This is a genomic window from Streptomyces sp. NPDC002788 (assembly GCF_053592115.1).
Genome location: NZ_JBSFVB010000002.1, coordinates 106,087 through 127,239 on the forward strand (window position 1 = coordinate 106,087; position 21,153 = coordinate 127,239).

16 protein-coding genes and 2 pseudogenes are annotated in these 21,153 nt (G+C 71.9%); 14 read left to right on the forward strand and 4 right to left on the reverse strand.

Annotated features, from left to right (window positions below):
• Positions 1–160: 160 nt before the first annotated feature.
• A complete protein-coding gene (locus ACWD1U_RS03740; RefSeq protein ID WP_451104099.1) occupies positions 161–1,450 on the forward strand; it encodes a citrate synthase in 1,290 nt (429 codons plus the stop codon).
• 651 nt (positions 1,451–2,101) lie between these two features.
• On the opposite strand, the gene ACWD1U_RS03745 is transcribed toward ACWD1U_RS03740, so the two are convergent.
• Together ACWD1U_RS03745 and ACWD1U_RS03750 are read right to left on the reverse strand one after the other, a co-directional pair.
• Positions 2,102–4,342: a heavy metal translocating P-type ATPase gene (locus ACWD1U_RS03745; protein WP_451104101.1), complete on the reverse strand. Its 2,241-nt coding sequence runs from the start codon at positions 4,340–4,342 to the stop codon at positions 2,102–2,104.
• Between the two features lie 163 nt (positions 4,343–4,505).
• The gene (locus tag ACWD1U_RS03750) at positions 4,506–4,745 is read right to left on the reverse strand and encodes a heavy-metal-associated domain-containing protein (protein ID WP_451104103.1); all 240 of its coding nucleotides are present in this window, start codon (positions 4,743–4,745) and stop codon (positions 4,506–4,508) included.
• Positions 4,746–4,954: 209 nt separating this feature from the next.
• Here ACWD1U_RS03750 and ACWD1U_RS03755 point away from each other — a divergent pair, with 209 nt between their 5' ends.
• Positions 4,955–5,998, forward strand: coding sequence for a zinc-dependent alcohol dehydrogenase family protein (locus ACWD1U_RS03755; RefSeq protein ID WP_451104105.1), 1,044 nt, complete (start codon positions 4,955–4,957; stop codon positions 5,996–5,998).
• A gap of 106 nt (positions 5,999–6,104) precedes the next feature.
• Here the strand turns inward: ACWD1U_RS03755 and ACWD1U_RS03760 are convergent, their stop codons facing one another.
• Positions 6,105–6,305, reverse strand: coding sequence for a helix-turn-helix transcriptional regulator (locus tag ACWD1U_RS03760; protein WP_451104106.1), 201 nt, complete (start codon positions 6,303–6,305; stop codon positions 6,105–6,107).
• A gap of 262 nt (positions 6,306–6,567) precedes the next feature.
• Complete coding sequence (locus ACWD1U_RS03765; RefSeq protein WP_451104108.1) at positions 6,568–7,602, reverse strand: helix-turn-helix domain-containing protein; 1,035 nt, start codon at positions 7,600–7,602, stop codon at positions 6,568–6,570.
• A 350-nt stretch (positions 7,603–7,952) separates the two neighbouring features.
• Between ACWD1U_RS03765 and ACWD1U_RS03770 the strand changes: the two genes are divergently transcribed.
• The 12 genes and pseudogenes from ACWD1U_RS03770 (at position 7,953) to ACWD1U_RS03825 (ending at position 21,152) form a co-directional block, all read left to right on the forward strand.
• Positions 7,953–8,297: a hypothetical protein gene (locus ACWD1U_RS03770; protein WP_451104110.1), complete on the forward strand. Its 345-nt coding sequence runs from the start codon at positions 7,953–7,955 to the stop codon at positions 8,295–8,297.
• A 205-nt stretch (positions 8,298–8,502) separates the two neighbouring features.
• Positions 8,503–9,399, forward strand: coding sequence for an alpha/beta hydrolase (locus ACWD1U_RS03775; RefSeq protein WP_451104112.1), 897 nt, complete (start codon positions 8,503–8,505; stop codon positions 9,397–9,399).
• 37 nt (positions 9,400–9,436) lie between these two features.
• A complete protein-coding gene (locus tag ACWD1U_RS03780) occupies positions 9,437–9,826 on the forward strand; it encodes a cupin (RefSeq protein WP_451104114.1) in 390 nt (129 codons plus the stop codon).
• Between the two features lie 147 nt (positions 9,827–9,973).
• Complete coding sequence (gene iolC, locus ACWD1U_RS03785) at positions 9,974–10,924, forward strand: 5-dehydro-2-deoxygluconokinase (RefSeq protein WP_451104116.1); 951 nt, start codon at positions 9,974–9,976, stop codon at positions 10,922–10,924.
• Positions 10,921–11,802: a Cgl0159 family (beta/alpha)8-fold protein gene (locus tag ACWD1U_RS03790; RefSeq protein WP_451104118.1), complete on the forward strand. Its 882-nt coding sequence runs from the start codon at positions 10,921–10,923 to the stop codon at positions 11,800–11,802. Before iolC ends, ACWD1U_RS03790 begins: the two co-directional genes overlap by 4 nt.
• A 31-nt stretch (positions 11,803–11,833) precedes the next feature.
• A pseudogene (locus ACWD1U_RS03795) lies at positions 11,834–12,067 on the forward strand (5-deoxy-glucuronate isomerase); the annotation flags it as partial.
• A 47-nt stretch (positions 12,068–12,114) separates the two neighbouring features.
• Positions 12,115–13,992, forward strand: a complete 1,878-nt coding sequence (gene iolD, locus ACWD1U_RS03800) for a 3D-(3,5/4)-trihydroxycyclohexane-1,2-dione acylhydrolase (decyclizing) (RefSeq protein ID WP_451104120.1) — start codon at positions 12,115–12,117, stop codon at positions 13,990–13,992.
• Positions 13,993–14,006: 14 nt separating this feature from the next.
• A complete protein-coding gene (gene mmsA / locus ACWD1U_RS03805) occupies positions 14,007–15,509 on the forward strand; it encodes a CoA-acylating methylmalonate-semialdehyde dehydrogenase (protein WP_451104122.1) in 1,503 nt (500 codons plus the stop codon).
• Positions 15,510–15,543: 34 nt separating this feature from the next.
• Positions 15,544–15,867 (forward strand): annotated as a pseudogene (locus tag ACWD1U_RS03810) (amino acid permease); the annotation flags it as partial.
• A gap of 107 nt (positions 15,868–15,974) precedes the next feature.
• Positions 15,975–18,629, forward strand: a complete 2,655-nt coding sequence (locus tag ACWD1U_RS03815) for a CocE/NonD family hydrolase (RefSeq protein ID WP_451104124.1) — start codon at positions 15,975–15,977, stop codon at positions 18,627–18,629.
• Complete coding sequence (locus ACWD1U_RS03820) at positions 18,626–19,492, forward strand: ABC transporter permease (RefSeq protein ID WP_451104126.1); 867 nt, start codon at positions 18,626–18,628, stop codon at positions 19,490–19,492. The genes ACWD1U_RS03815 and ACWD1U_RS03820 overlap by 4 nt, the downstream gene beginning before the upstream one ends.
• A 148-nt stretch (positions 19,493–19,640) precedes the next feature.
• Positions 19,641–21,152: a YfbK domain-containing protein gene (locus ACWD1U_RS03825; RefSeq protein ID WP_451104128.1), complete on the forward strand. Its 1,512-nt coding sequence runs from the start codon at positions 19,641–19,643 to the stop codon at positions 21,150–21,152.
• Position 21,153 lies beyond the last annotated feature (1 nt).

Below are 21,153 nucleotides of genomic sequence, written 5' to 3' on the forward strand. Positions count from 1 at the left end.
GGAAGGGGAACACAGGGGGCAGGATGAGCAAGTTGGCGGCACTGAGTGCCGTCAGTAGGCCCGATGGTCGACCCCGAGTGCACTCTCCTGAGCCAAGTGGGGGATGGTAGAGACAGTCAGGGCACCTCGAAGATGAGGCACAACGTCGGTGAGGGAAGACGTGAGCGACAACTCTGTAGTACTGCGGTACGGCGACGGCGAGTACACCTACCCGGTGATCGACAGCACCGTCGGTGACAAGGGCTTCGACATCGGAAAGCTCCGCGCCCAGACCGGTCTGGTGACGCTGGACAGCGGTTACGGCAACACCGCCGCGTACAAATCCGCCATCACCTACCTGGACGGCGAGGCGGGGATCCTGCGGTACCGCGGATACCCGATCGAACAGCTGGCCGAGCGCTCCACCTTCCTGGAGGTCGCCTACCTGCTGATCAACGGCGAGCTGCCGACGGTCGACCAGCTCTCGGCGTTCAAGAACGACATCACGCAGCACACCCTGCTGCACGAGGACGTCAAGAACTTCTACAAGGGCTTCCCGCGCGACGCCCACCCGATGGCCATGCTGTCCTCGGTCGTCTCGGCGCTGTCCACGTTCTACCAGGACAGTCACAACCCGTTCGACGAGCGCCAGCGCAACCTCTCCACCATCCGCCTGCTCGCCAAGCTCCCGACGATCGCGGCGTACGCGTACAAGAAGTCGATCGGTCACCCGTTCGTCTACCCGCGCAACGACCTCGGTTACGTCGAGAACTTCCTCCGCATGACCTTCTCGGTCCCCGCGCAGGAGTACGAGCTCGACCCGGTCGTGGTCTCCGCGCTCGACAAGCTGCTGATCCTGCACGCGGACCACGAGCAGAACTGCTCGACCTCCACGGTCCGCCTGGTCGGCTCCTCGCAGGCGAACATGTTCGCCTCGATCTCCGCCGGCATCAACGCGCTGTGGGGCCCGCTGCACGGCGGCGCCAACCAGTCCGTGCTGGAGATGCTGGAGGGCATCCGCGACTCCGGCGGCGATGTCGACACCTTCATCCGCAAGGTGAAGAACAAGGAGGACGGCGTCCGCCTGATGGGCTTCGGCCACCGGGTCTACAAGAACTTCGACCCGCGCGCCAAGATCATCAAGGCCGCCGCGCACGACGTGCTGTCCGCGCTCGGCAAGTCCGACGAGCTGCTGGACATCGCGCTGAAGCTGGAGGAGCACGCGCTCTCCGACGACTACTTCGTCTCGCGCAGCCTCTACCCGAACGTCGACTTCTACACCGGCCTGATCTACCGGGCCATGGGCTTCCCGACCGAGATGTTCACGGTCCTGTTCGCCCTCGGTCGGCTTCCGGGCTGGATCGCCCAGTGGCACGAGATGATCAAGGAGCCGGGCTCCCGCATCGGCCGCCCGCGCCAGATCTACACGGGCGTGGTCGAGCGGGACTTCGTTCCCGTCGAGGAACGCTGAGGCGCGTACCGCTTCGAGCCCCCGTATCCGCTTGCCGGGTGCGGGGGCTTTCGCGTGCGCGGGTGCGGCGCACGAACGCGTGGGAGCCGTGGAGCGGTCCTGCCCGAGTCGCCGAGCGGCAATAAAGAAGGCGCCCCGGCGCGCCGGTCCCCCCACGGGCCGACGACCAGGGCGCCTTCCCAGTCCCGGTACGGATTCCCCCCACGGGATCCGGCCGGGCGTCTGTGAGGACAGCGCCTGAACCGCTGTTGAGCAGAACGAGCAAAACTCGCCGTACTGCTGTGGTGTGCGATCTGCCGGGACAGCGCACGCCCGGGAGGGCCGCTCAAAGCTTCCCGGTGTACGTGCCCCGGCAACGCATCTCCGGAGAAGTCCCCCAAGACATCTCCAGATGCCAGGTGACGCCCCCCAAGACGCTCCCCGACATCGTCAACTTAGACCTTCGAACCCCTTGGATGGTTACGTTCACATCACTGTGATCTGCGTCTCTTGCATATGTCCGCCAGGTGCGCACTGACCCGGATATGCCGTCCGGGACCCAAGCGTAAGGATGACGCGCGAGACTTGTGAAGAGCTTATGTGAGCCGGGCCCGGGACTCCAGAGGGGCTCAAATCGCGTTCGCCATGAACTTAGGGAGAATTCGGGCGACTTCACCGGAATGTCCGCAGTCGGAGACTGTTCGTCACGACGAACACCGACGAAAAGGCCATCGCGGCCCCCGCGATCATGGGGTTGAGCAGTCCCGCGGCCGCCAGCGGCAGCGCGGCCACGTTGTAGCCGAAGGCCCACACGAGGTTGCCTTTGATCGTGGACAGCGTGCGGCGGGAGAGCCGGATCGCGTCCGCGGCCACCCGCAGATCGCCGCGGACCAGGGTCAGGTCGCCCGCCTCGATCGCCGCGTCCGTGCCGGTGCCCATGGCCAGCCCCAGATCGGCGGTGGCGAGCGCGGCCGCGTCGTTGACGCCGTCACCCACCATGGCGACGACCCGCCCCTCGGCCTGCAGCCGCCGTACGGCGTCGACCTTGTCCTCGGGCAGGACCTCCGCGATCACCTGGTCGATCCCGACGGTGCCGGCCACCGCCTCGGCCACCACCCGGTTGTCCCCGGTCAGCAGCACCGGCGTGAGCCCCAGGGCGCGCAGCTCGCGCACGGCCTCGGCGCTGGTCTCCTTGACCGCGTCCGCCACGGCCAGCACGCCCCGCGCCGTCCCGTCCCAGCCGGCCAGGACGGCCGTACGGCCGGCCCGCTCGGCCTCGTCCCGCGCACGGGCCAGCTCCGGCGGCACGTCGTCGAAGAGTCGCCCCACGGCGACCTCACGGCCCTCCACGTGCCCGTGTACGCCCCGCCCGGGGACGCTCCGGAACTCCTCGACGCCCGGGAGCTCCCCGACCCTCTCGCGGGCGCCCAGGGCGATCGCGCGCGCGACGGGGTGCTCGGAGGCGTGCTCGACGGCGCCCGCGAGCCGCAGCACCTCCTTCTCGTCGGCGCCCTCGGCGACGTGGACCTCCTGCAGGGTCATCCGGCCCGTGGTGACCGTGCCGGTCTTGTCCAGGACGACCGTGTCGATCCGGCGGGTGGACTCCAGGACCTCCGGGCCCTTGATGAGGATGCCGAGCTGGGCGCCGCGGCCCGTGCCGACCATCAGCGCGGTCGGGGTGGCCAGACCCAGGGCGCACGGGCAGGCGATGATCAGGACGGCGACACCGGCGGTGAACGCGGCGACACTGTCGCCGGTCAGCCCCAGCCACGCCCCGGCCGTGGCGACGGCGATCAACAGCACGGCCGGCACGAAGATCCCGGAGATCCGGTCGGCGAGCCGCTGGACCTCCGCCTTGCCGTTCTGGGCGTCCTCCACCAGCTTCGCCATCCGCGCGAGTCGGGTGTCGGCGCCGACCCGGGTGGCCTCGACGACGAGCCGGCCGCCCGCGTTGACCGTCGCGCCGGTGACCGCGTCCCCGGCTGTCACGTCCACCGGCACCGACTCGCCGGTCAGCATCGAGGCGTCCACCGCGGAGGTGCCCTCGACGACCGTGCCGTCGGTGGCGATCTTCTCGCCGGGCCGTACGACGAACCGGTCGCCGACGGCCAGCCGCTGCGCCGGGATACGCAGCTCGCGCCCGTCGCGCAGCACGGTCACGTCCCTGGCGCCCAGCTCCATCAGTGCTCTGAGTGCCGCTCCGGCGCGGCGCTTGGAGCGGGCCTCCAGGTAGCGGCCCAGCAGGATGAAGGCGGTGACGCCGGAGGCGACCTCCAAGTAGATCGAGGAGGCGCCGTCGCCGCGCGAGACCGTCAGCTCGAAGGGGTGCCGCATGCCCGGCATTCCGGCGTCACCGAGGAACAGCGCCCACAGGGACCAGCCGAACGCGGCCAGCGTGCCGAGGGAGACCAGCGTGTCCATGGTGGCGGCGCCGTGCCGGGCGTTCGTCCAGGCGGCCCGGTGGAAGGGCAGTCCGCCCCAGACGACGACCGGGGCGGCGAGGGTGAGCGAGAGCCACTGCCAGTTGTCGAACTGGAGCGCCGGGACCATTGCCGTCAGGATGACGGGTACCGAGAGGGCGGCGGAGACGACGAGGCGCCGGCGCAGGGCCGACAGCTCGGGGTCCTCCTCCTCGCCGGTGGGCACCTCCTCCCGCGGGGGCGCGGGCTCCTCGGCGGTGTACCCGGTCTTCACCACGGTGGCGATCAGGTCGGCGACCTCGGTGCCCTCGGGGAAGGTGACCCGGGCCTTCTCCGTCGCGTAGTTCACCGTGGCGGTGACGCCCTCCATGCGGTTGAGCTTCTTCTCCACACGCGCCGCGCAGGAGGCGCAGGTCATCCCGCCGACGAGCAGCTCGACCTCGCGGACCGCGGGCTCACGGCCGGTCGGCGCCTGGGCGGTGGTGCTGGTCATGTCCTCACTCCAGGAGATGCGGGGCGCCCGGGAAGGGGAGCGGGCCGTACGGGCCGGGGCGGCGGCGTACGGCCCGTACATGGGTGCGAGTGCCTGGACTGGCGTGTCTCAGGCGCTTCGATTCGGTCGTTCGGGCTCGGACCCGGCCGGCCAGCGTTCGGGCTCAGACCCGGCCGGCCAGTTCGAAACCGGCCTCGTCGACGGCGGCGCGTACGGACTCTTCGTCGAGCGGGGCCGCGGAGACCACGGTGACCTCGCCCGTGGAGGCGACGGCCGTCACGGAGCTGACGCCGGAGATCTGGGAGATCTCACCGGAGACGGCGCCCTCGCAGTGGCCGCAGCTCATGCCGCTCACCTTGAAGACGGTGGTGACGGGGCCCGTGGTGTCGGTCTGGGCGGTCATGTCGTTACTCCTCGTCGAGGCATGTGGGGCCGTGGGGACCTGCGGGGGATCCTCACCTACCCAACTGTACCCCTAGGGGGTATCAGTCCCCGACGTCCCACCCGTCGGCCCTCATGGCAGGGGTTAGCGTTCCCCCGAGGTGCCGATGGCCCCGGGTGTGTGGACCTTCCAAGGACCCGGGCAGGACACGAACGGAAGGCGGGTGGGGCATGCGGGCCGTGGTGTTCGAGCGGTACGCGGAGGCGGCCGAGGTGCGGGAGGTCGCGGACCCGGAGCCCGCGGAGCACGGCGTCGTCGTGCGGGTCGAGGCCACCGGGCTGTGTCGCAGCGACTGGCACGGCTGGCAGGGCCACGACCCGGACATCACGCTGCCGCACGTGCCGGGCCATGAACTCGCCGGGGTCGTCGAGGCGGTGGGCGCCCGGGTGACCGGGTGGCAGCCCGGCGACCGGGTCACCGTGCCGTTCATCTGCGCCTGCGGCACCTGCCCGTCCTGCGCGGCGGGCGATCACCAGGTGTGCGAGCGCCAGACCCAGCCGGGCTTCACGCACTGGGGCTCCTTCGCCCAGTACGTGGCGCTGGACCACGCCGACGTCAACCTCGTGGCGCTTCCCGGCGAGTTGTCCTTCGCGACGGCGGCCTCGCTCGGCTGCCGGTTCGCCACGGCGTACCGGGCGGTGGTGCGGCAGGGCCGGGTCGCCGCGGGGGAGTGGGTGGCGGTGCACGGCTGCGGCGGGGTCGGGCTGTCGGCGGTGATGATCGCGGCGGCGTCGGGTGCGCGGGTCGTGGCCGTCGACGTATCGGCCGGCGCCCTGGAGCTGGCGCGGGCGTTCGGGGCCGCGCACTGCGTGGACGCGGCAGCCGTGCCGGACACCGCGACGGCGGTCCGTGACCTCACCGGCGGCGGCGCGCACCTCTCGCTCGACGCCCTCGGCTCACCCGCCACCTGCGCCGCCTCCGTGAACGGCCTGCGCCGCCGCGGCAGGCACGTCCAGGTGGGCCTGCTGCCCTCGCCGGACGGCACGACACCCGTTCCGATGGGCCGCGCGATCGCCCTGGAGCTCGAACTGCTCGGCAGCCACGGCATGGCCGCGCACAGCTACCCGCCGATGCTGGAGCTGGTCCGCAGCGGCGCGCTGCGTCCGGACCTGCTGGTGACGTCCACGATCCGGCTGGACGACGCCCCGTCCGCGCTGGCGGCGATGGGAACGGCGCCGGTAGCGGGGGCGACGGTCATCGAGCCGTGGGGCTGAGGCCCCAGGCGGCGAACCGGGCGACGAACCGGGCGGCGACGACGCGGCGCCCGCGAAACGGCCGCGCCCCACGCGACGGTGGGGCACGGTGCCGTGGCGGGAAGGCTCACTCGGCTCTTCGGCCGCGATTGCCGGGCCGGGAGGCGACCCATGCCCGGACGGTGTCGGCGTACCAGTAGGGCTTGCCCCTCTCGACGTGGTCGGGTGGTGGCAGCAGCCCGTGTTTGCGGTAGGACCGCACGGTGTCCGGCTGCACCTTGATGTGCGCCGCGATCTCCTTGTACGACCAGAGCCTTCGGTCGGTCATGACGTGCACCTCCCCGCGCGCACCGCGGCGGCGGCCGGGGGGCGGCCGTCCGGGGGAGCCGGGCGCTGCGCTGGCGATCACAAGCCTCTCCCCGGTCAACGACACCCGGTGGGACAGGGCGTGGCCGGTGCGCCGGGTGTGACGGAACATCCGCGTACACGCGACATGTGTGACAGGAAGAGGGCATTTGTGACACACCCGGAGCAAAGGCGCCCGCCGGAGCGACGGCGGGGCGGCTTGACGCGGTCCCCGGGCCCGGTCGTCAGCCGTCCAGCAGTCGCCAGGCCGTGAGAGCCAGACCGGCGCGCAACAGGCCTGCGGGCTCGGTGAGTTCGAAGCCCAGGGTCCTGCCGATCAACTCCAGCCGCCGCGCCACGCTGCTGTGGTGGAGATGGAGCAGGTCGGCGGCCCGGCGCAGGGCGCCCGTGGCGCAGTAGGCCTCCAGCGTCCGGAGGTCTTCCGGGGTGTCGGCGAGCCGGGCGATCGCGGTCACGTCGGCGTTGGCCCGTACGGCGTCCGACGGCAGCTCGGCGAGCAATGCCAGTGCGCCCAGTTCGGCGTGCGACACCACCGGCCGGCGCGCGGTGGTGAAACGCAGGGCCGTGCGGGCCTGCTGCCAGGACCGGTCGGGACTGTCGGCGGCGCCGATGCCCGCGCGCACGCCGGAGGGGAACCGCGCCCGGTCCACGGTCGTGGCCAGGATGACGCCCACGTCGGCGAGCGGCGCCGCCTTCACCGGTCGGGCCGGACAGAGCAGGCCGCCGATCCGGTCGAGCGGAAGCCGCGACCGTACGGCGACGACGTGCACGGGCAGATCGGCGGCGAAGCCCAGGAGCCGCAACGCCCGGGCCCTGGCCGCCTCCTCGGTGTCGCAGCTGACCACCAGTTCGACGAGGGCGGGGTCGGCCATGGTCGTACGGGCAGGTCCGTAACGCTCGACGGCCGCGGCGACGGCGAGGGCGAGCCGGTCCAGCAGCACCTCGTCGAGCGGCAGGGTACTGCCGGGCCGCTCCAGCCACACGGCGCCGATCTCCTCCTCGTCGAGGGTGATCTGCACCGTCGTGGAGGCGGGTGCGGGCGGGGTGGGCGCTTCCCCGCCGCCCGGTGAGAAGCGGATCGCTCGCCCGGTGCCATGGAGCCGGATCCCGGCCACGCACTCAGCCAGACCCGCCGAGGCCCGGGCCAGTGCCGGAAGGTCCACCCGGCGGCGCATCAGGGTGTCGTAGAACATGACGACGCGTATCGCGCCCTCGACCTGCGCGTCCAACTGCGACAGTCGTACGGCCAGTGCCTCCATGGCGAGAGGATAAGGGGTCCTTGCACTATGAGCGTCCGATCAGGTCGCGTGGTCCGGTGCCGTGCATCGCAAGGCGCCGGAGCGTGAATCGGCGACTTTCCGCATCGAGCCAGATGCCCCCGCTTCGTCATACGGCTGAACGGTCCTCTCCGGTCCCGAGCTCGGAGTGGGTCTGATGACCGAGGAGCCGCTGGAACGGGCGGCACCAAACCGGGTTCGTCCGCTCTGGTGGAGCCTGGGGGGCGGGTATGTGCTGGTGCTCGTCCTGCTGCTGGTGAGAGCGCCGGGGTGGTCCCGGCAGTCCTCTGGTCGGTGGCGCCCGTGGTGATCGCTCCTGGGGGGGGCTGGGCGTGTACGGCGGACGGCGGGTGTTCCGGGAGGCCTGGGTGCTGCGTACCCGGGGGATCACGGTGGAAGGGCGGATGCTGCGGTCCCATTGGTACAACGGTGTCGAGCAGTACACCTACGCGTACGTCGACAGCCACGGCGTACGGCGTGAGCGCACGGGCTCGGACGGGGGTGCCGAGCGGGCGGAGATCACGTACGACCCCGCGGACCCCGAGACCACCAAGGTCGGTCGCCGCACGACGGGACAGCTCGTGTTCGGCGCGGTGCTCATCCTGCTGCTGGGCGGCCCTGTCCTGCTGGCCGGTGCCGCGTTCGTGGTGGTGGGGTTGGTCGCGCTGGTTACCTGAGCATGGTCCGGTGGACCTCATCCACCTTGCTGATGAAGAGAACAGCATGGTCGTTCGGGTGGCGGGGCCGGCCGGTCCTGAGTGATCCGACCACCTCGAAGATCATTCGTTAGGAGTTCCGAGCGCCGATCGGTGCCGAACGGGGGCCGGTGGTTCGACGGTTGGCGGATGCTCCGGGGGCCGCTCGACGGTGAGGATGGCCGGCATGGACCCTGAACTCGAGGCATTCGTACCGCTGTTCCCTCGTGCCGACCTGACCGACCCGGTCGTCGAGCGCAAGAACTTCGCCGAACTGGCCGCCTCCGTGCCGGCACCGGACACCTCCGGCATGGAGGTCGAGGACCGCACAGTTCCCGCCGACCCGGACGTGCCGGTCCGCGTCTACCGCCCGCATCAGGCGCAGGGCGCCATCGTCTGGCTGCACGGCGGCGGATTCGTGATGGGCGACCTGGAAACCGAGCACCCGTGGGCCGCCCGGCTCGCCGGCAGCTCCGGCGCGGTGGTCATCTCGGTGGGCTACCGCCTGGCCCCCGAGCATCGGTTCCCGGCCGCTCTCGACGACGCGTACGCCGTGCTGACCTGGACCGCCCGGCACGCGGCCGAACTCGGCATCGACCCGGAGCGGATCTCGGTCGGAGGGCACAGCGCCGGCGGAGGCCTGGCGGCCGCGCTGGCCCTGCGGGCGCGGGACCGGCAGGGGCCGCCGATCCGCTTCCAGTTGCTCAACCAGCCCGGACTCGACGACCGGCAGGAGACGTGGTCGCAGCGGAACTTCACCGACACGCCCTGGATGAACCGCGCCAGGGTCGCCGCGTCGTGGCGGCACTACCTGGGCGCGGCACCCGCAACGCCCTACGCGGCCCCCGCAAGGGCCACCGATCTCGCCGGCCTGCCGCCCGCCTACGTGGCCACCGCGGAGCTGTGCCCGAACCGCGACGAGGACATCACCTACGCCCTGCGTATGCTCCAGGCCGGCGTCCCGGTCGAGCTGCACCAGTGGCCCGGCACCTTCCACGGCTCCCAGGCGATCCTCTCCGCCGACGTCTCCCGTCGGCAGGTCACCGAACTCAGCGCGGCCCTGCGCCGCGCCCTGGCCGAGTGAACCGGCCGTACCCCCTACCCGGAAAGGACGCCCCGACATGACCCTCACCTCGTTCGGCCTCTTCACCTCTTTCATCCACCTCGGCGCAGGCGGCGAGGTGAGCGCCGAGGAACCCGCGTTCGACCCCGAGCGGGACGGCTGGCAGGTGATGACCTTCCACGTGGAGACCGACGACGACGTCCACGGCGATCACTGGGAGATCCACACCGCCGCCGACGAGGTCGTCTCCTGCCTCACCGGCGGGATACGCCTCGTCCTGCGTCCCGAGCGGCCGGGCGGGCCGGAGGAGGAGACGAGCCTGACGCCGGGCACCGCGGTCATCGTGCCGCGCGGCCGCTGGCACCGCATCGCGGTGGAGGCGCCCAGCGACATCATGTCCGTCACCCTGCCGCGCGGCAGCCGCCTGGAGAGGCGGACCGGGGCGTAGGGCCGAAGACTACGGAAGAGAAGGGCTCGGACCAGGTCATGCCGAAAGCGCTGCCATGATCTGGTCCGAATGTCCGGACAAAACATTGACAGGGCTTCGGGAAGGGGGCTACAAAGCCGGGGAGAGCCGAGCATCAAGGGGAAGCCGATGGCGTTGGACCTGATCACCATGGGGCGGATCGGAGTGGATCTGTATCCGCTCCAGACGGGCGTCCCACTGCCGCAGGTCACGTCCTTCGGCAAGTTCCTCGGCGGTTCGGCGAGCAACGTCGCGGTCGCCGCGGCCCGCCTGGGACGGCGGACCGCGGTGATCACCCGCACCGGCGACGACCCCTTCGGCACCTACCTCCACGAGGCACTCCGGGGCTTCGGAGTGGACGACCGCTGGGTCACCCCGGTACCGGGCCTGCCCACCCCGGTCACCTTCTGCGAGGTCTTCCCGCCGGACGACTTCCCGCTGTACTTCTACCGGCAGCCCAAGGCCCCCGACCTGGAGATCGACGCCCATGAGCTCGACCTCGACGCCATCCGCGAGGCCCGCGTCTTCTGGGTCACGGGCACGGGCCTGAGCGAGGAGCCGAGCCGGACGGCTACCCTCGCGGCCCTCGCGCACCGCGCCAAGGCCGGCGCGACGGTCTTCGACCTCGACTGGCGGCCCATGTTCTGGGCCGACCCCGACGCGGCCCGCCCCTTCTACGAGGAGGCCATGCGCCACACCACCGTCGCGGTCGGCAACCTCGACGAGGTGGAGGTCGCCACCGGTGTGCGCGAACCCCGCGCCGCCGCCCGGGCCCTCCTGGCGGCCGGTGTCGAGCTGGCCGTCGTCAAGCAGGGCCCGAAGGGCGTCCTGGCGGTCAACCGCGAGGGTGAGAGTGCCGAAGTCCCGCCGCTGCCCGTGGACGTCCTCAACGGACTCGGCGCCGGCGACGCCTTCGGCGGCTCCCTCGTCCACGGCCTGCTGGCCGGCTGGGACCTGGAGAAGACCATGCGGCACGCCAACGCAGCCGGTGCCATCGTCGCCTCCCGCCTGGAGTGCTCCTCCGCGATGCCCACCGGGGACGAGATCGAGGCGGCCGTCACCGCTGGGGCCGTCAAGTGACCGTCGACGTCTGCGAACTCGTCCGCCTCCGCAGCCACCGCCCGGAGGCGATCGCCGAGGCCGCCGCCCGCCGCCCCCGCCGGCCCCTGCTGAACGACCACGGCCGGCTGATGATCGTCGCCGCCGACCACCCGGCCCGCGGCGCCCTCGGCGTCGGCGGCCGCAGCCTGGCCATGGCCAACCGCGCCGACCTCCTCGAACGCCTCTGCCTGGCCCTGTCCCGCCCGGGCGTGGACGGCGTCCTCGCCACCGCCGACATCCTGGACGACCTGCTCCTGCTCGGCGCCCTCGACGGCAAGGTCGTCCTGGGCTCGATGAACCGCGGCGGCCTGCAGGGCGCGAGCTTCGAACTCGACGACCGCTTCACGGGCCACCGCCCCGAGGACATCGAGCGCCTCGGCTTCGACGCCGGCAAGCTGCTGCTGCGCATCGACTACGACGACCCGGGCTCCCTCACCACCCTGGAGTCCACCGCGCGGGCCATCGACGCCATGGCCGCCCGGGAGCTCCCCGTCTTCGTCGAGCCGTTCCTCTCCCGCCGCGACGCGACGGGACGGCTGCGCAACGACCTCTCCGCCGAGGCCGTCATCAAGTCGATCGCGATCGCCTCGGGCCTCGGCGGCAGTTCGGCCTACACCTGGTTGAAGGTGCCGGTCACCGACGACCCCGACGACATGGCCGAGGTCATGGCGACCTCCACGCTCCCCGCCGTCCTGCTGGGCGGAGAGGTGGGCGACGACCAGGACGGGGCGTACGAGAAGTGGCGCGGCGCCCTGCAACTGCCCACCGTGCGGGGGCTGGTCGTGGGCCGTTCGCTGCTGTACCCGGCGGACGGCGACGTGGCCGCCGCCGTGGACACCGCCGCAGGACTGCTGTGAGGGCCGTGGCATGACCGGTGAGCTGTACGTCGACAGCCGGTGGATCGGGCTGCCCCTGAAGGGCGCGTGCACCGTGCGCGTCGAGAACGACGAGTTCCACCCCTCGGGCGGGGGGAGCGTGTGCGCGTCGGTCACCGACGTCGCGTACCCGCCCCGTGACGCCCGGGCCCAGATCGCCTCCGGCGCGGGAGGCCGCTTTGCTTTGGCAGGAGCGAAGTGCGAGCGACAACTCCCCGCCCGCTACGGCCCCGCGCCGGAGGTCCCCGACACGGAGCCTTTGCGGCCACGACACGGACGCACAGGGGGTTCCCGATGACGACCCGGCTGACCGTCGCGCAAGCGCTGGTTCGTTTCCTCGCCGCCCAGTACACCGAACGCGACGGTGTCCGGCAGCGGTTCATCGGCGCCACCTGGGGGATCTTCGGCCACGGCAACGTCGCCGGTATCGGCCAGGCGCTGCTGGAGCACACCGACGCGATGCCGTACCACCAGGGCCGCAACGAACAGGCCATGGTGCACGCGGCGGTCGGCTACGCCCGCCAGTCCGGCCGCCTGTCCACGCACGCGGTGACGACCTCCATCGGCCCCGGTGCCACCAACCTCGTCACCGGCGCCGCCCTCGCCACCATCAACCACCTGCCGGTGCTGCTCCTGCCCGGTGACATCTTCGCCACCCGCCCCGCCGACCCGGTCCTCCAGCAACTCGAAGTGCCCCACGCGGGCGACGTGTCGGTCAACGACTGCCTGCGCCCGGTGTCGAAGTACTTCGACCGGATCACCCGCCCCGAGGCCCTGATCCCGTCGGCGCTGAACGCGATGCGCGTGCTCACCGACCCCGTCGAGACCGGCGCCGTCACCCTCGCCCTGCCCCAGGACGTGCAGGCCGAGGCGTACGACTGGCCCGAGGAGTTCTTCGCCGAGCGCACCTGGACCGTACGGCGTCCCGGCGCCGACCCCACGGAACTCGCCGAGGCCGTGCACATGATCCGGGCCGCCCGGCGTCCTCTGGTCGTCGCGGGCGGCGGCGTCCACCACAGCCGCGCCGAGGAGGCCCTCGCCGAGTTCGCCGGGACCACCGGCATCCCGGTCGCCTCCACCCAGGCCGGCAAGGGCTCCCTGCGCCACGACCACCCCCAGGACGTCGGCGGCGTCGGCCACACGGGAACGGCCGCGGCGGACGAACTCGCCCGCACCGCCGACCTGGTGATCGGCGTCGGCACCCGCTACACCGACTTCACCACAGCCTCCGGCACCCTCTTCTCGAACCCCGACGTCCGGTTCCTCAACCTCAACATCGCCCCCTTCGACGGCCACAAGCTCGCCGGGCAGCCCCTGATCGCGGACGCCCGCACCGGCCTGGAGGAGCTGACCGAGAGGCTGGAGATGCACGGCCACCGGGTCACGCCGTCGTACGTCACCGAGTACACCGAGGACAAGGAGCGCTGGGAGCAGCGCGTCGACGCGTGCTACGAGGTCGACGAGCCGGACACCCGCCCGACCCAGCCGCAGGTCCTCGGCGCCCTGGACGCCCTCGTCGACGAGTCGGACATCCTCATCAACGCGGCCGGTTCCCTCCCCGGCGACCTGCACAAACTGTGGCGGACGCGGTCGCGCGACCAGTACCACCTGGAGTACGGCTACTCCTGCATGGGCTACGAGATCCCGGCCGCCATCGGCGTGAAGATGGCCGCCCCGGACCGCCCCGTGTGGGCACTGGTCGGCGACGGCACCTACCTGATGATGCCGACGGAGATCGTGACGGCCGTGCAGGAGGGCGTCGCGATCAAGGTCCTGCTCATCCAGAACCACGGCTACGCGTCCATCGGCGGCCTGTCCGAGTCGGTCGGCGGCGAGCGGTTCGGCACCGCCTACCGCTTCCCGTCCACGGACGGCACGTACACCGGACCGCCGCTGCCCGTCGACCTCGCCGCCAACGCGGCCAGCCTCGGCATGCGCGTGCTGCGCGCGAAGACCGTGCGGGACCTGCGGGAGGCCCTCGCCGAGGCCCGGGCCGCCGACACTCCCACATGTGTCTACGTGGAGACCCAAACGGCAGACACAGTGTCGGGCGCGCCTCCCGCCCAGGCCTGGTGGGATGTACCCGTGGCCGAGACCGCGGCACGGCCGTCCGCGGTCAAGGCGCGTGAGCTGTACGAACGGCACGTCTCCACCCGACGCCGCCATCTGTGAAGGAGTTCCCGGCCATGACGAAGATCGTCAACCACTGGATCGGCGGCAGGACCGTCGAAGGCGCCTCGGGCACGCACGGGCCGGTGACCAACCCGGCGACCGGCGAGGTGACGACGAAGGTCGCGTTCGCCTCGGTCGACGATGTGGACGCGGCGGTCGCCGCCGCCAAGGAGGCCTTCACCACCTGGGGCCAGTCCTCCCTGGCCCAGCGGACCTCGATCCTCTTCCGGTTCCGCGCGCTGCTCGACGCCCACCGCGACGAGATCGCCGAGCTGATCACCGCCGAGCACGGAAAGGTGCACGGCGACGCGCTCGGCGAGGTGGCCCGCGGCCTGGAGATCGTCGACCTGGCCTGCGGCATCACCGTGCAGCTGAAGGGCGAGCTGTCCACGCAGGTGGCGAGCCGCGTCGACGTCTCCTCCATCCGTCAGCCGCTCGGCGTCGTGGCGGGCATCACCCCGTTCAACTTCCCGGCGATGGTGCCGATGTGGATGTTCCCCATCGCCATCGCGTGCGGCAACACGTTCGTGCTGAAGCCGTCCGAGAAGGACCCTTCGGCGTCCGTCAGGATCGCCGAGCTGCTGTCGGAGGCGGGCCTGCCGGACGGCGTGTTCAACGTCGTCCACGGCGACAAGGTGGCCGTCGACCGGCTCCTGGAGCACCCGGACGTCAAGGCCGTCTCCTTCGTCGGCTCGACCCCCATCGCCCGGTACATCCACACCACGGCCTCCGCCAACGGCAAGCGCGTCCAGGCGCTCGGCGGCGCCAAGAACCACATGCTGGTCCTCCCGGACGCCGACCTCGACGCGGCGGCCGACGCCGCCGTGTCCGCCGCCTATGGCTCCGCGGGCGAGCGATGCATGGCCATCTCCGCGGTGGTCGCGGTCGGCGCGATCGGCGACGAACTGGTGGAGAAGATCCGCGAGCGCGCCGAGAAGATCAAGATCGGCCCCGGCGACGACCCGGCGTCCGAGATGGGCCCGCTGATCACCAAGGTGCACCGCGACAAGGTGGCCTCCTACGTCGAGGGCGCGGCCACCGAGGGCTGCGAGGTCGTCCTGGACGGCACCGGCCACACCGTCGACGGCTTCGAGGACGGCCACTGGATCGGCATTTCGCTGCTCGACAAGGTGCCGACCTCGGCGAAGGCCTACCAGGACGAGATCTTCGGCCCGGTCCTGTGCGTGCTGCGCACGGAGACCTACGAGGAGGCCCTGGACATCGTCAACGCCTCGCCGTTCGGCAACGGCACCGCGATCTTCACCCGCGACGGCGGCGCGGCCCGCCGCTTCCAGCTGGAGGTCGAGGCAGGCATGGTCGGCGTGAACGTCCCGATCCCCGTCCCGGTGGGCTACCACTCCTTCGGCGGCTGGAAGGACTCGCTCTTCGGCGACCACCACATCTACGGCAACGACGGCACGCACTTCTACACCCGCGGCAAGGTCGTCACCACCCGCTGGCCGGACCCGGCCGACGCCCCGGCGGGCGTGGACCTGGGCTTCCCACGCAACCACTGAGGTTCTTTTTCCGGGGCGCCCGCGGTTCTGGCGGGCGCCCGGCGGACCCGCGGTCCCGCGCTGCGTGGACGCGGACGGACTGTGCGGCGTCACGGGCGTCTCGATGACGGGCATGCACCTGCTGGTCGCGGTCGCCGCGCCGCTGTCCCGCCGAGGAGCCCACCAGCACACCCCGGCCCGGCGCAGGCCCGCGTAGCCGGCGGCCCCGCTCCTGCTGATCGTGGTCCCGGTGTACATCCTGAGCCGGCGGGAGCCGAGCTGCCTGCTGTGGACGGGCGGCGGCACGGCGGCAGCCACCCTGTACCGGGCCCTGTACCTCCGCCCGCGCCGGGAAACGCGCCGGCTCGTCCTGAGGCCGTACATCACCTGCGGTACGCCGGCGGCCCCGCGTACTCCCCTGGGAGTGGTGCCACTTCGGCCTCCGGTCGACAACTGTTCGACAGCTTCACCCCGTACCGTTGACGCATGGATCTTCGACCGCCCGGACTCCGCAGGCTGCTTCGGGGGCCCCGGCGCCTGTTGGCCGCCGGGGCCGCCGTCGTCGTGCTCGCCGGTGCGGGCACGTGGACGGCCGTCGCCTCCGACGAGGTGCCCCCGGTCCACCGCGCCGACCGCCTCATGAACATGGGCGACGGCGTGCGCATCGACACCTCGTACTTCACCTCCGGCGGAGCCGGCCGCCGCCCCGCCGTCCTGCTCGGGCACGGCTTCGGCGGCAGCAAGAACGACGTACGGCAGCAGGCCGAGGACCTCGCCCGGGACGGCTACGCGGTCCTGACCTGGTCGGCGCGCAGCTTCGGCAAGTCGACCGGCAAGATCGGGCTGAACGACCCCGAGGGCGAGGTCGCCGACGTCTCGAAACTCATCGACTGGCTCGCGAAGCAGCCCGAGGTCGAACTCGACAAGCCCGGCGACCCCCGCGTGGGCATGGCCGGCGCCTCGTACGGCGGCGCCATCGCGCTGCTCACGGCCGGCCACGACAAGCGCGTGGACGCCATCGCCCCCGCGATCACGTACTGGAACCTGGCCGACGCGCTGTTCCCGAACGGCGTGTTCAAGAAGCTGTGGGCCGGCATCTTCGTCAACTCCGGCGGCGGCTGCGAGAAGTTCGAGCCCGCGCTGTGCCGCATGTACGAACGGGTCGCCGAGTCGGGCAAGCCCGACGCCGAGGCGCGCAAGCTGCTCGCGGAGCGTTCGCCGTCAGCGGTCGGCAAGGACATCAAGGTGCCGACGCTGCTGATGCAGGGCCAGTCCGACTCCCTCTTCCCCCTCGGCCAGGCCGACCAGGCCGCCAGGACGATCCGGGCCAACGGCGCCCCCGTGGACGTCGACTGGATCGCCGGCGGCCACGACGGCGGCGACATGGAGACCGGCCGCGTCCAGGGCCGCGTGAAGTCCTGGTTCGACCACTACCTGAAGGACGACAAGGGCGCCGACACCGGCCCCGCCTTCCGCGTCACCCGCACCCTGGGCCTGGGCTCCGGCGACGGCGAACCCCGCCTGACCGGTGCGACCTCGGACCGCTACCCGGGCCTGGAGAGCAAGCAGCGCTCCCTCGCCCTGGCCGGCCGGGAGCAGAGTTTCGACAACCCGCCCGGCGCCAGCCCGCCCGGCGTCTCGGCCCTGCCCGGCCTCGGCGGCGCCGGCGGCCTCAGTCAGCTCTCCACGCTCGGCATCGGCGTCTCCCTCGACTTCCCCGGCCAGTTCGCCGCGTTCGAGTCCGCGCCCTTCCGCCAGGACCTCCAGATCACCGGCTCGCCCACCGCGACCGTGCACGTGAAGTCCACCAGCGACGACGCCGTGCTCTTCGCCAAGCTCTACGACGTCGGCCCGGGCGGCACCCAGCCGGTGCTGCCCTCCCAGCTCGTCACGCCCGTGCGCGTCGAGGACGCCAAGGCCGGCAAGGACGTCACCATCACCCTCCCGGCGATCGACCACGAGATCGACGACGGCCACCGGCTGCGCCTGGTCCTCGCCTCGACGGACCTGGGCTACGCCTCCCCGACGGCCCCCGCGACGTACACGGTCTCCCTCAAGGGCGACCTGAAGGTCCCCTCGGCCCTCGGCCAACGCGACACCCAGGGCGCGCTGCCGGCCTGGGTGTGGTGGCTGCCGCTCGCCGGTGCCGGCGTCGCCCTGGCGCTGATCCTCACGGGACGCCGCCGCACGGCCGCACCCGCCCCGCCGGACCCCGCGCTCGCGGAAGTCCCCCTCCAGATCACCGACCTGACCAAGCGGTACGCCAAGTCCGCCGACCGGTACGCGGTCAAGGACCTCTCCTTCCGCGTGGAGAAGGGCCAGGTGCTCGGACTCCTCGGCCCCAACGGCGCCGGAAAGACGACCACCCTGCGCATGCTGATGGGTCTGATCAAACCCGACGGCGGCGAGATCCGCGTCTTCGGCCACGCCATCAGCCCGGGCGCCCCGGTCCTCTCCCGGGTCGGCGCCTTCGTCGAGGGCGCGGGCTTCCTGCCCCACCTGTCCGGCCGCGAGAACCTGGAACTGTACTGGCGCGCCACCGGCCGCCCCGCCGAGGACGCGCACCTGGAGGAGGCCCTGGAGATCGCGGGCCTGGGCGACGCCCTCGCCCGCGCGGTGCGCACCTACTCCCAGGGCATGCGCCAGCGCCTCGCCATCGCCCAGGCCATGCTCGGCCTGCCGGACCTGCTGATCCTCGACGAACCGACCAACGGCCTCGACCCGCCCCAGATCCGCGAGATGCGCGAGGTGATGATCCGCTACGCCGCCGCCGGCCGCACGGTCATCGTCTCCAGCCACCTCCTCGCGGAGGTCGAGCAGACCTGCACCCACCTGGTCGTGATGGACCACGGGCAGCTCGTCCAGGCGGGCCCGGCCGAGGACATCGTCGGCTCGGGCGACACCCTCCTGGTGGGCACGGCCACGCCCGTGGAGGAGCCCGTCGTCGAGAAGGTCGCCGCCCTGCCGGGCGTCGCCTCGGCCGTGCGCGCCGACGAGGGCCTCCTGGTCCAGCTCGATGCCGACGGCACCCCGCAGCGCCTGGTCGCCGACCTCGTACGGCTGGACGTGGCGGTGCGGTCGGTCGGCCCCCACCGCCGCCTGGAGGACGCCTTCCTCACCCTGATCGGAGCCGAAGCATGAGCCAGCTCGCCGAGCCGCCCGTCGAGGTCGCCGACGGCTACCGCGCGGGCCGCACCCTGCCCTTCCGCGTCGAGCTGGTCCGGCAGCTGAAGCGGCGCCGCACGATCGTCATGGGCGGTGTCCTGTTCGCCCTGCCGATCATCCTGCTCGTCGCCTTCCAGATCGGCGGCGACCCGGGCGGCAACAACAACCGCGTGAACCTCATGGACACGGCGACCGCGTCCGGAGCCAACTTCGCCGCCGTCAACCTCTTCTCCGCCGCCGGCTTCCTCCTCGTCATCCCCGTCGCCCTGTTCTGCGGCGACACGGTCGCCTCGGAGGCGAGCTGGTCGTCCCTGCGCTACCTGCTCGCGGCGCCCGTGCCCCGGGCGCGGCTGCTGTGGTCCAAGCTCGCCGTCGGACTCAGCCTGAGCCTGGCCGCGATGGTCCTGCTCCCGATCGTCGCCCTCGTCGTCGGCACGGCCGCCTACGGCTGGGGCCCGCTCCAGCTGCCCACCGGCGGCACCCTGCCCACCGGCACCGCCGCGCAGCGCCTGCTGATCGTCGTCGCCTACATCATGGTGTCCCAACTGGTCACCGCGGCCCTCGCGTTCTGGCTGTCGACCCGGACGGACGCACCGCTGGGCGCGGTCGGCGGCGCGGTGTTCCTGACCATCATCGGCAGCGTCCTCGACCAGGTGACGGCCCTCGGCGACTGGCGGCACTTCCTGCCCGCGCACTGGCAGTACGCCTGGCTCGACGCCGTCCGGCCCCAGTTGGAGTGGTCGGACATGATCCAGGGCACGTCGATTTCCGTAACGTACGCGCTCGTGCTGTTCGCCCTGGCCTTCCGGGGGTTCGCCCGCAAGGACGTCGTCTCCTAGGTCAACGGAGGGTCACCCACCGGTCTCGGCGGGCCGTCTCCGTGGCCGCTTCGAGACGCTTCCGCAACACCCCGTACCGCACGTTCCGGCCCCCTGCGCCGTCACAGTCGCAAGAAGCCGACGCCGACGGACCCGAGGAGTACGGACGATGGAGCGGTACCGGACACGAGAACTGCTGCTCGCCCTCGCGGCGGCGAGCGGGCTGCTGCTCACCGCGTGCAGCGGAAGCGGCGGCACGCAAGAAAGCAGTGGGGCAGCCGACCGCGACGTCCACTCGTCGGTTCTGCCCGCCCCCGCCCCGAGCCAGGGCATCACCGAGCGGGACGAGCGCGGGGAAGACCCCGACCACCTCTCCACCTTCGCCCTCGACGTGGACACCGCCTCCTACGACTACGCTCGCCGCGCCCTGGCCGACGGCCGGCTCCCCGACCCGTCGACCGTCCGCCCCGAGGAGTTCGTCAACAGCTTCCGCCAGGACTACGAACGCCCCGACGGCGACGGCTTCTCGGTCACCGTCGACGGCGCCCGCACCGACGACGAGGACTGGTCCCTGGTCCGCGTCGGCCTCGCCACCCGCACCACGGAACGCTCCGGCGAACGCCCGCCCGCCGCCCTCACCTTCGTCCTCGACATCTCCGGTTCGATGGCCGAACCGGGCCGCCTGGACCTCGCCCAGGAGTCCCTCTCCGTGATGACGGACCGGCTGCGCGACGACGACTCGGTCGCGCTCGTCACCTTCAGCGACGAGGCCGAGACCGTCCTGCCCATGACCCCCCTCGACGGCAACCGCGACGAGATCCACGACGCCATCGACGACCTGGACACCCAGAACTCCACCAACCTCGGCGCCGGCGTCGAGACCGGCTACGAGACCGCCGTCGAGGGCCTGCGCAAGGGCGCCACCAACCGGGTCGTCCTGGTCTCCGACGCCCTCGCCAACACCGGTGACACCGACCCGGACACGATCCTGGAGAAGATCGCCGGCGAACGCCGCGAGCACGGCATCACCCTCTTCGGCGTCGGCGTCGGCAGCGACTACGGCGACGCCCTCATGGAACGCCTCGCCGACAAGGGCGACGGCCACACCGTCTACGTGTCCGGCCCGGACGACGCCCGCAAGGTCTTCTGCGAGGAACTCCCGCGCAACATCGACCTCACGGCCCGCGACGCCAAGGCCCAGGTCGCCTTCGACCCGGCGACGGTCGCCGAGTACCGCCTGGTCGGCTACGACAACCGCCGCGTCGCCGACGAGGACTTCCGCGACGACCGTGTCGACGGAGGCGAGGTAGGCCCCGGCCACACCGTCACCGCCCTCTACGCCGTCCGCACCGAAAAGGGCGCCGACGGCCACCTCGCCACGGCCACCGTCCGCTGGCTCGACCCCGACACCCGCACTCCGCACGAGGAGTCGGGCGACCTGGAGGTCCGAGCCCTCCACGACGGCCTGCGGACCTCACCCGAGGGCCTCCAGGTCGCCGCCATCGCGGCCTACTTCGCCGACGCCCTCCGCAGCGGCGACGACCGCCGGCCCGGACTCCCTGGCCGGCCATCGCTACGACAACTCGCTGACTCGGCAGAGGAGCTGGCACAGGAAGATGACGACAAGGACCTGCGCGGCCTCGCGGAGGCCATCGAAGCGGCGGACGGGGCGCACCGATGAA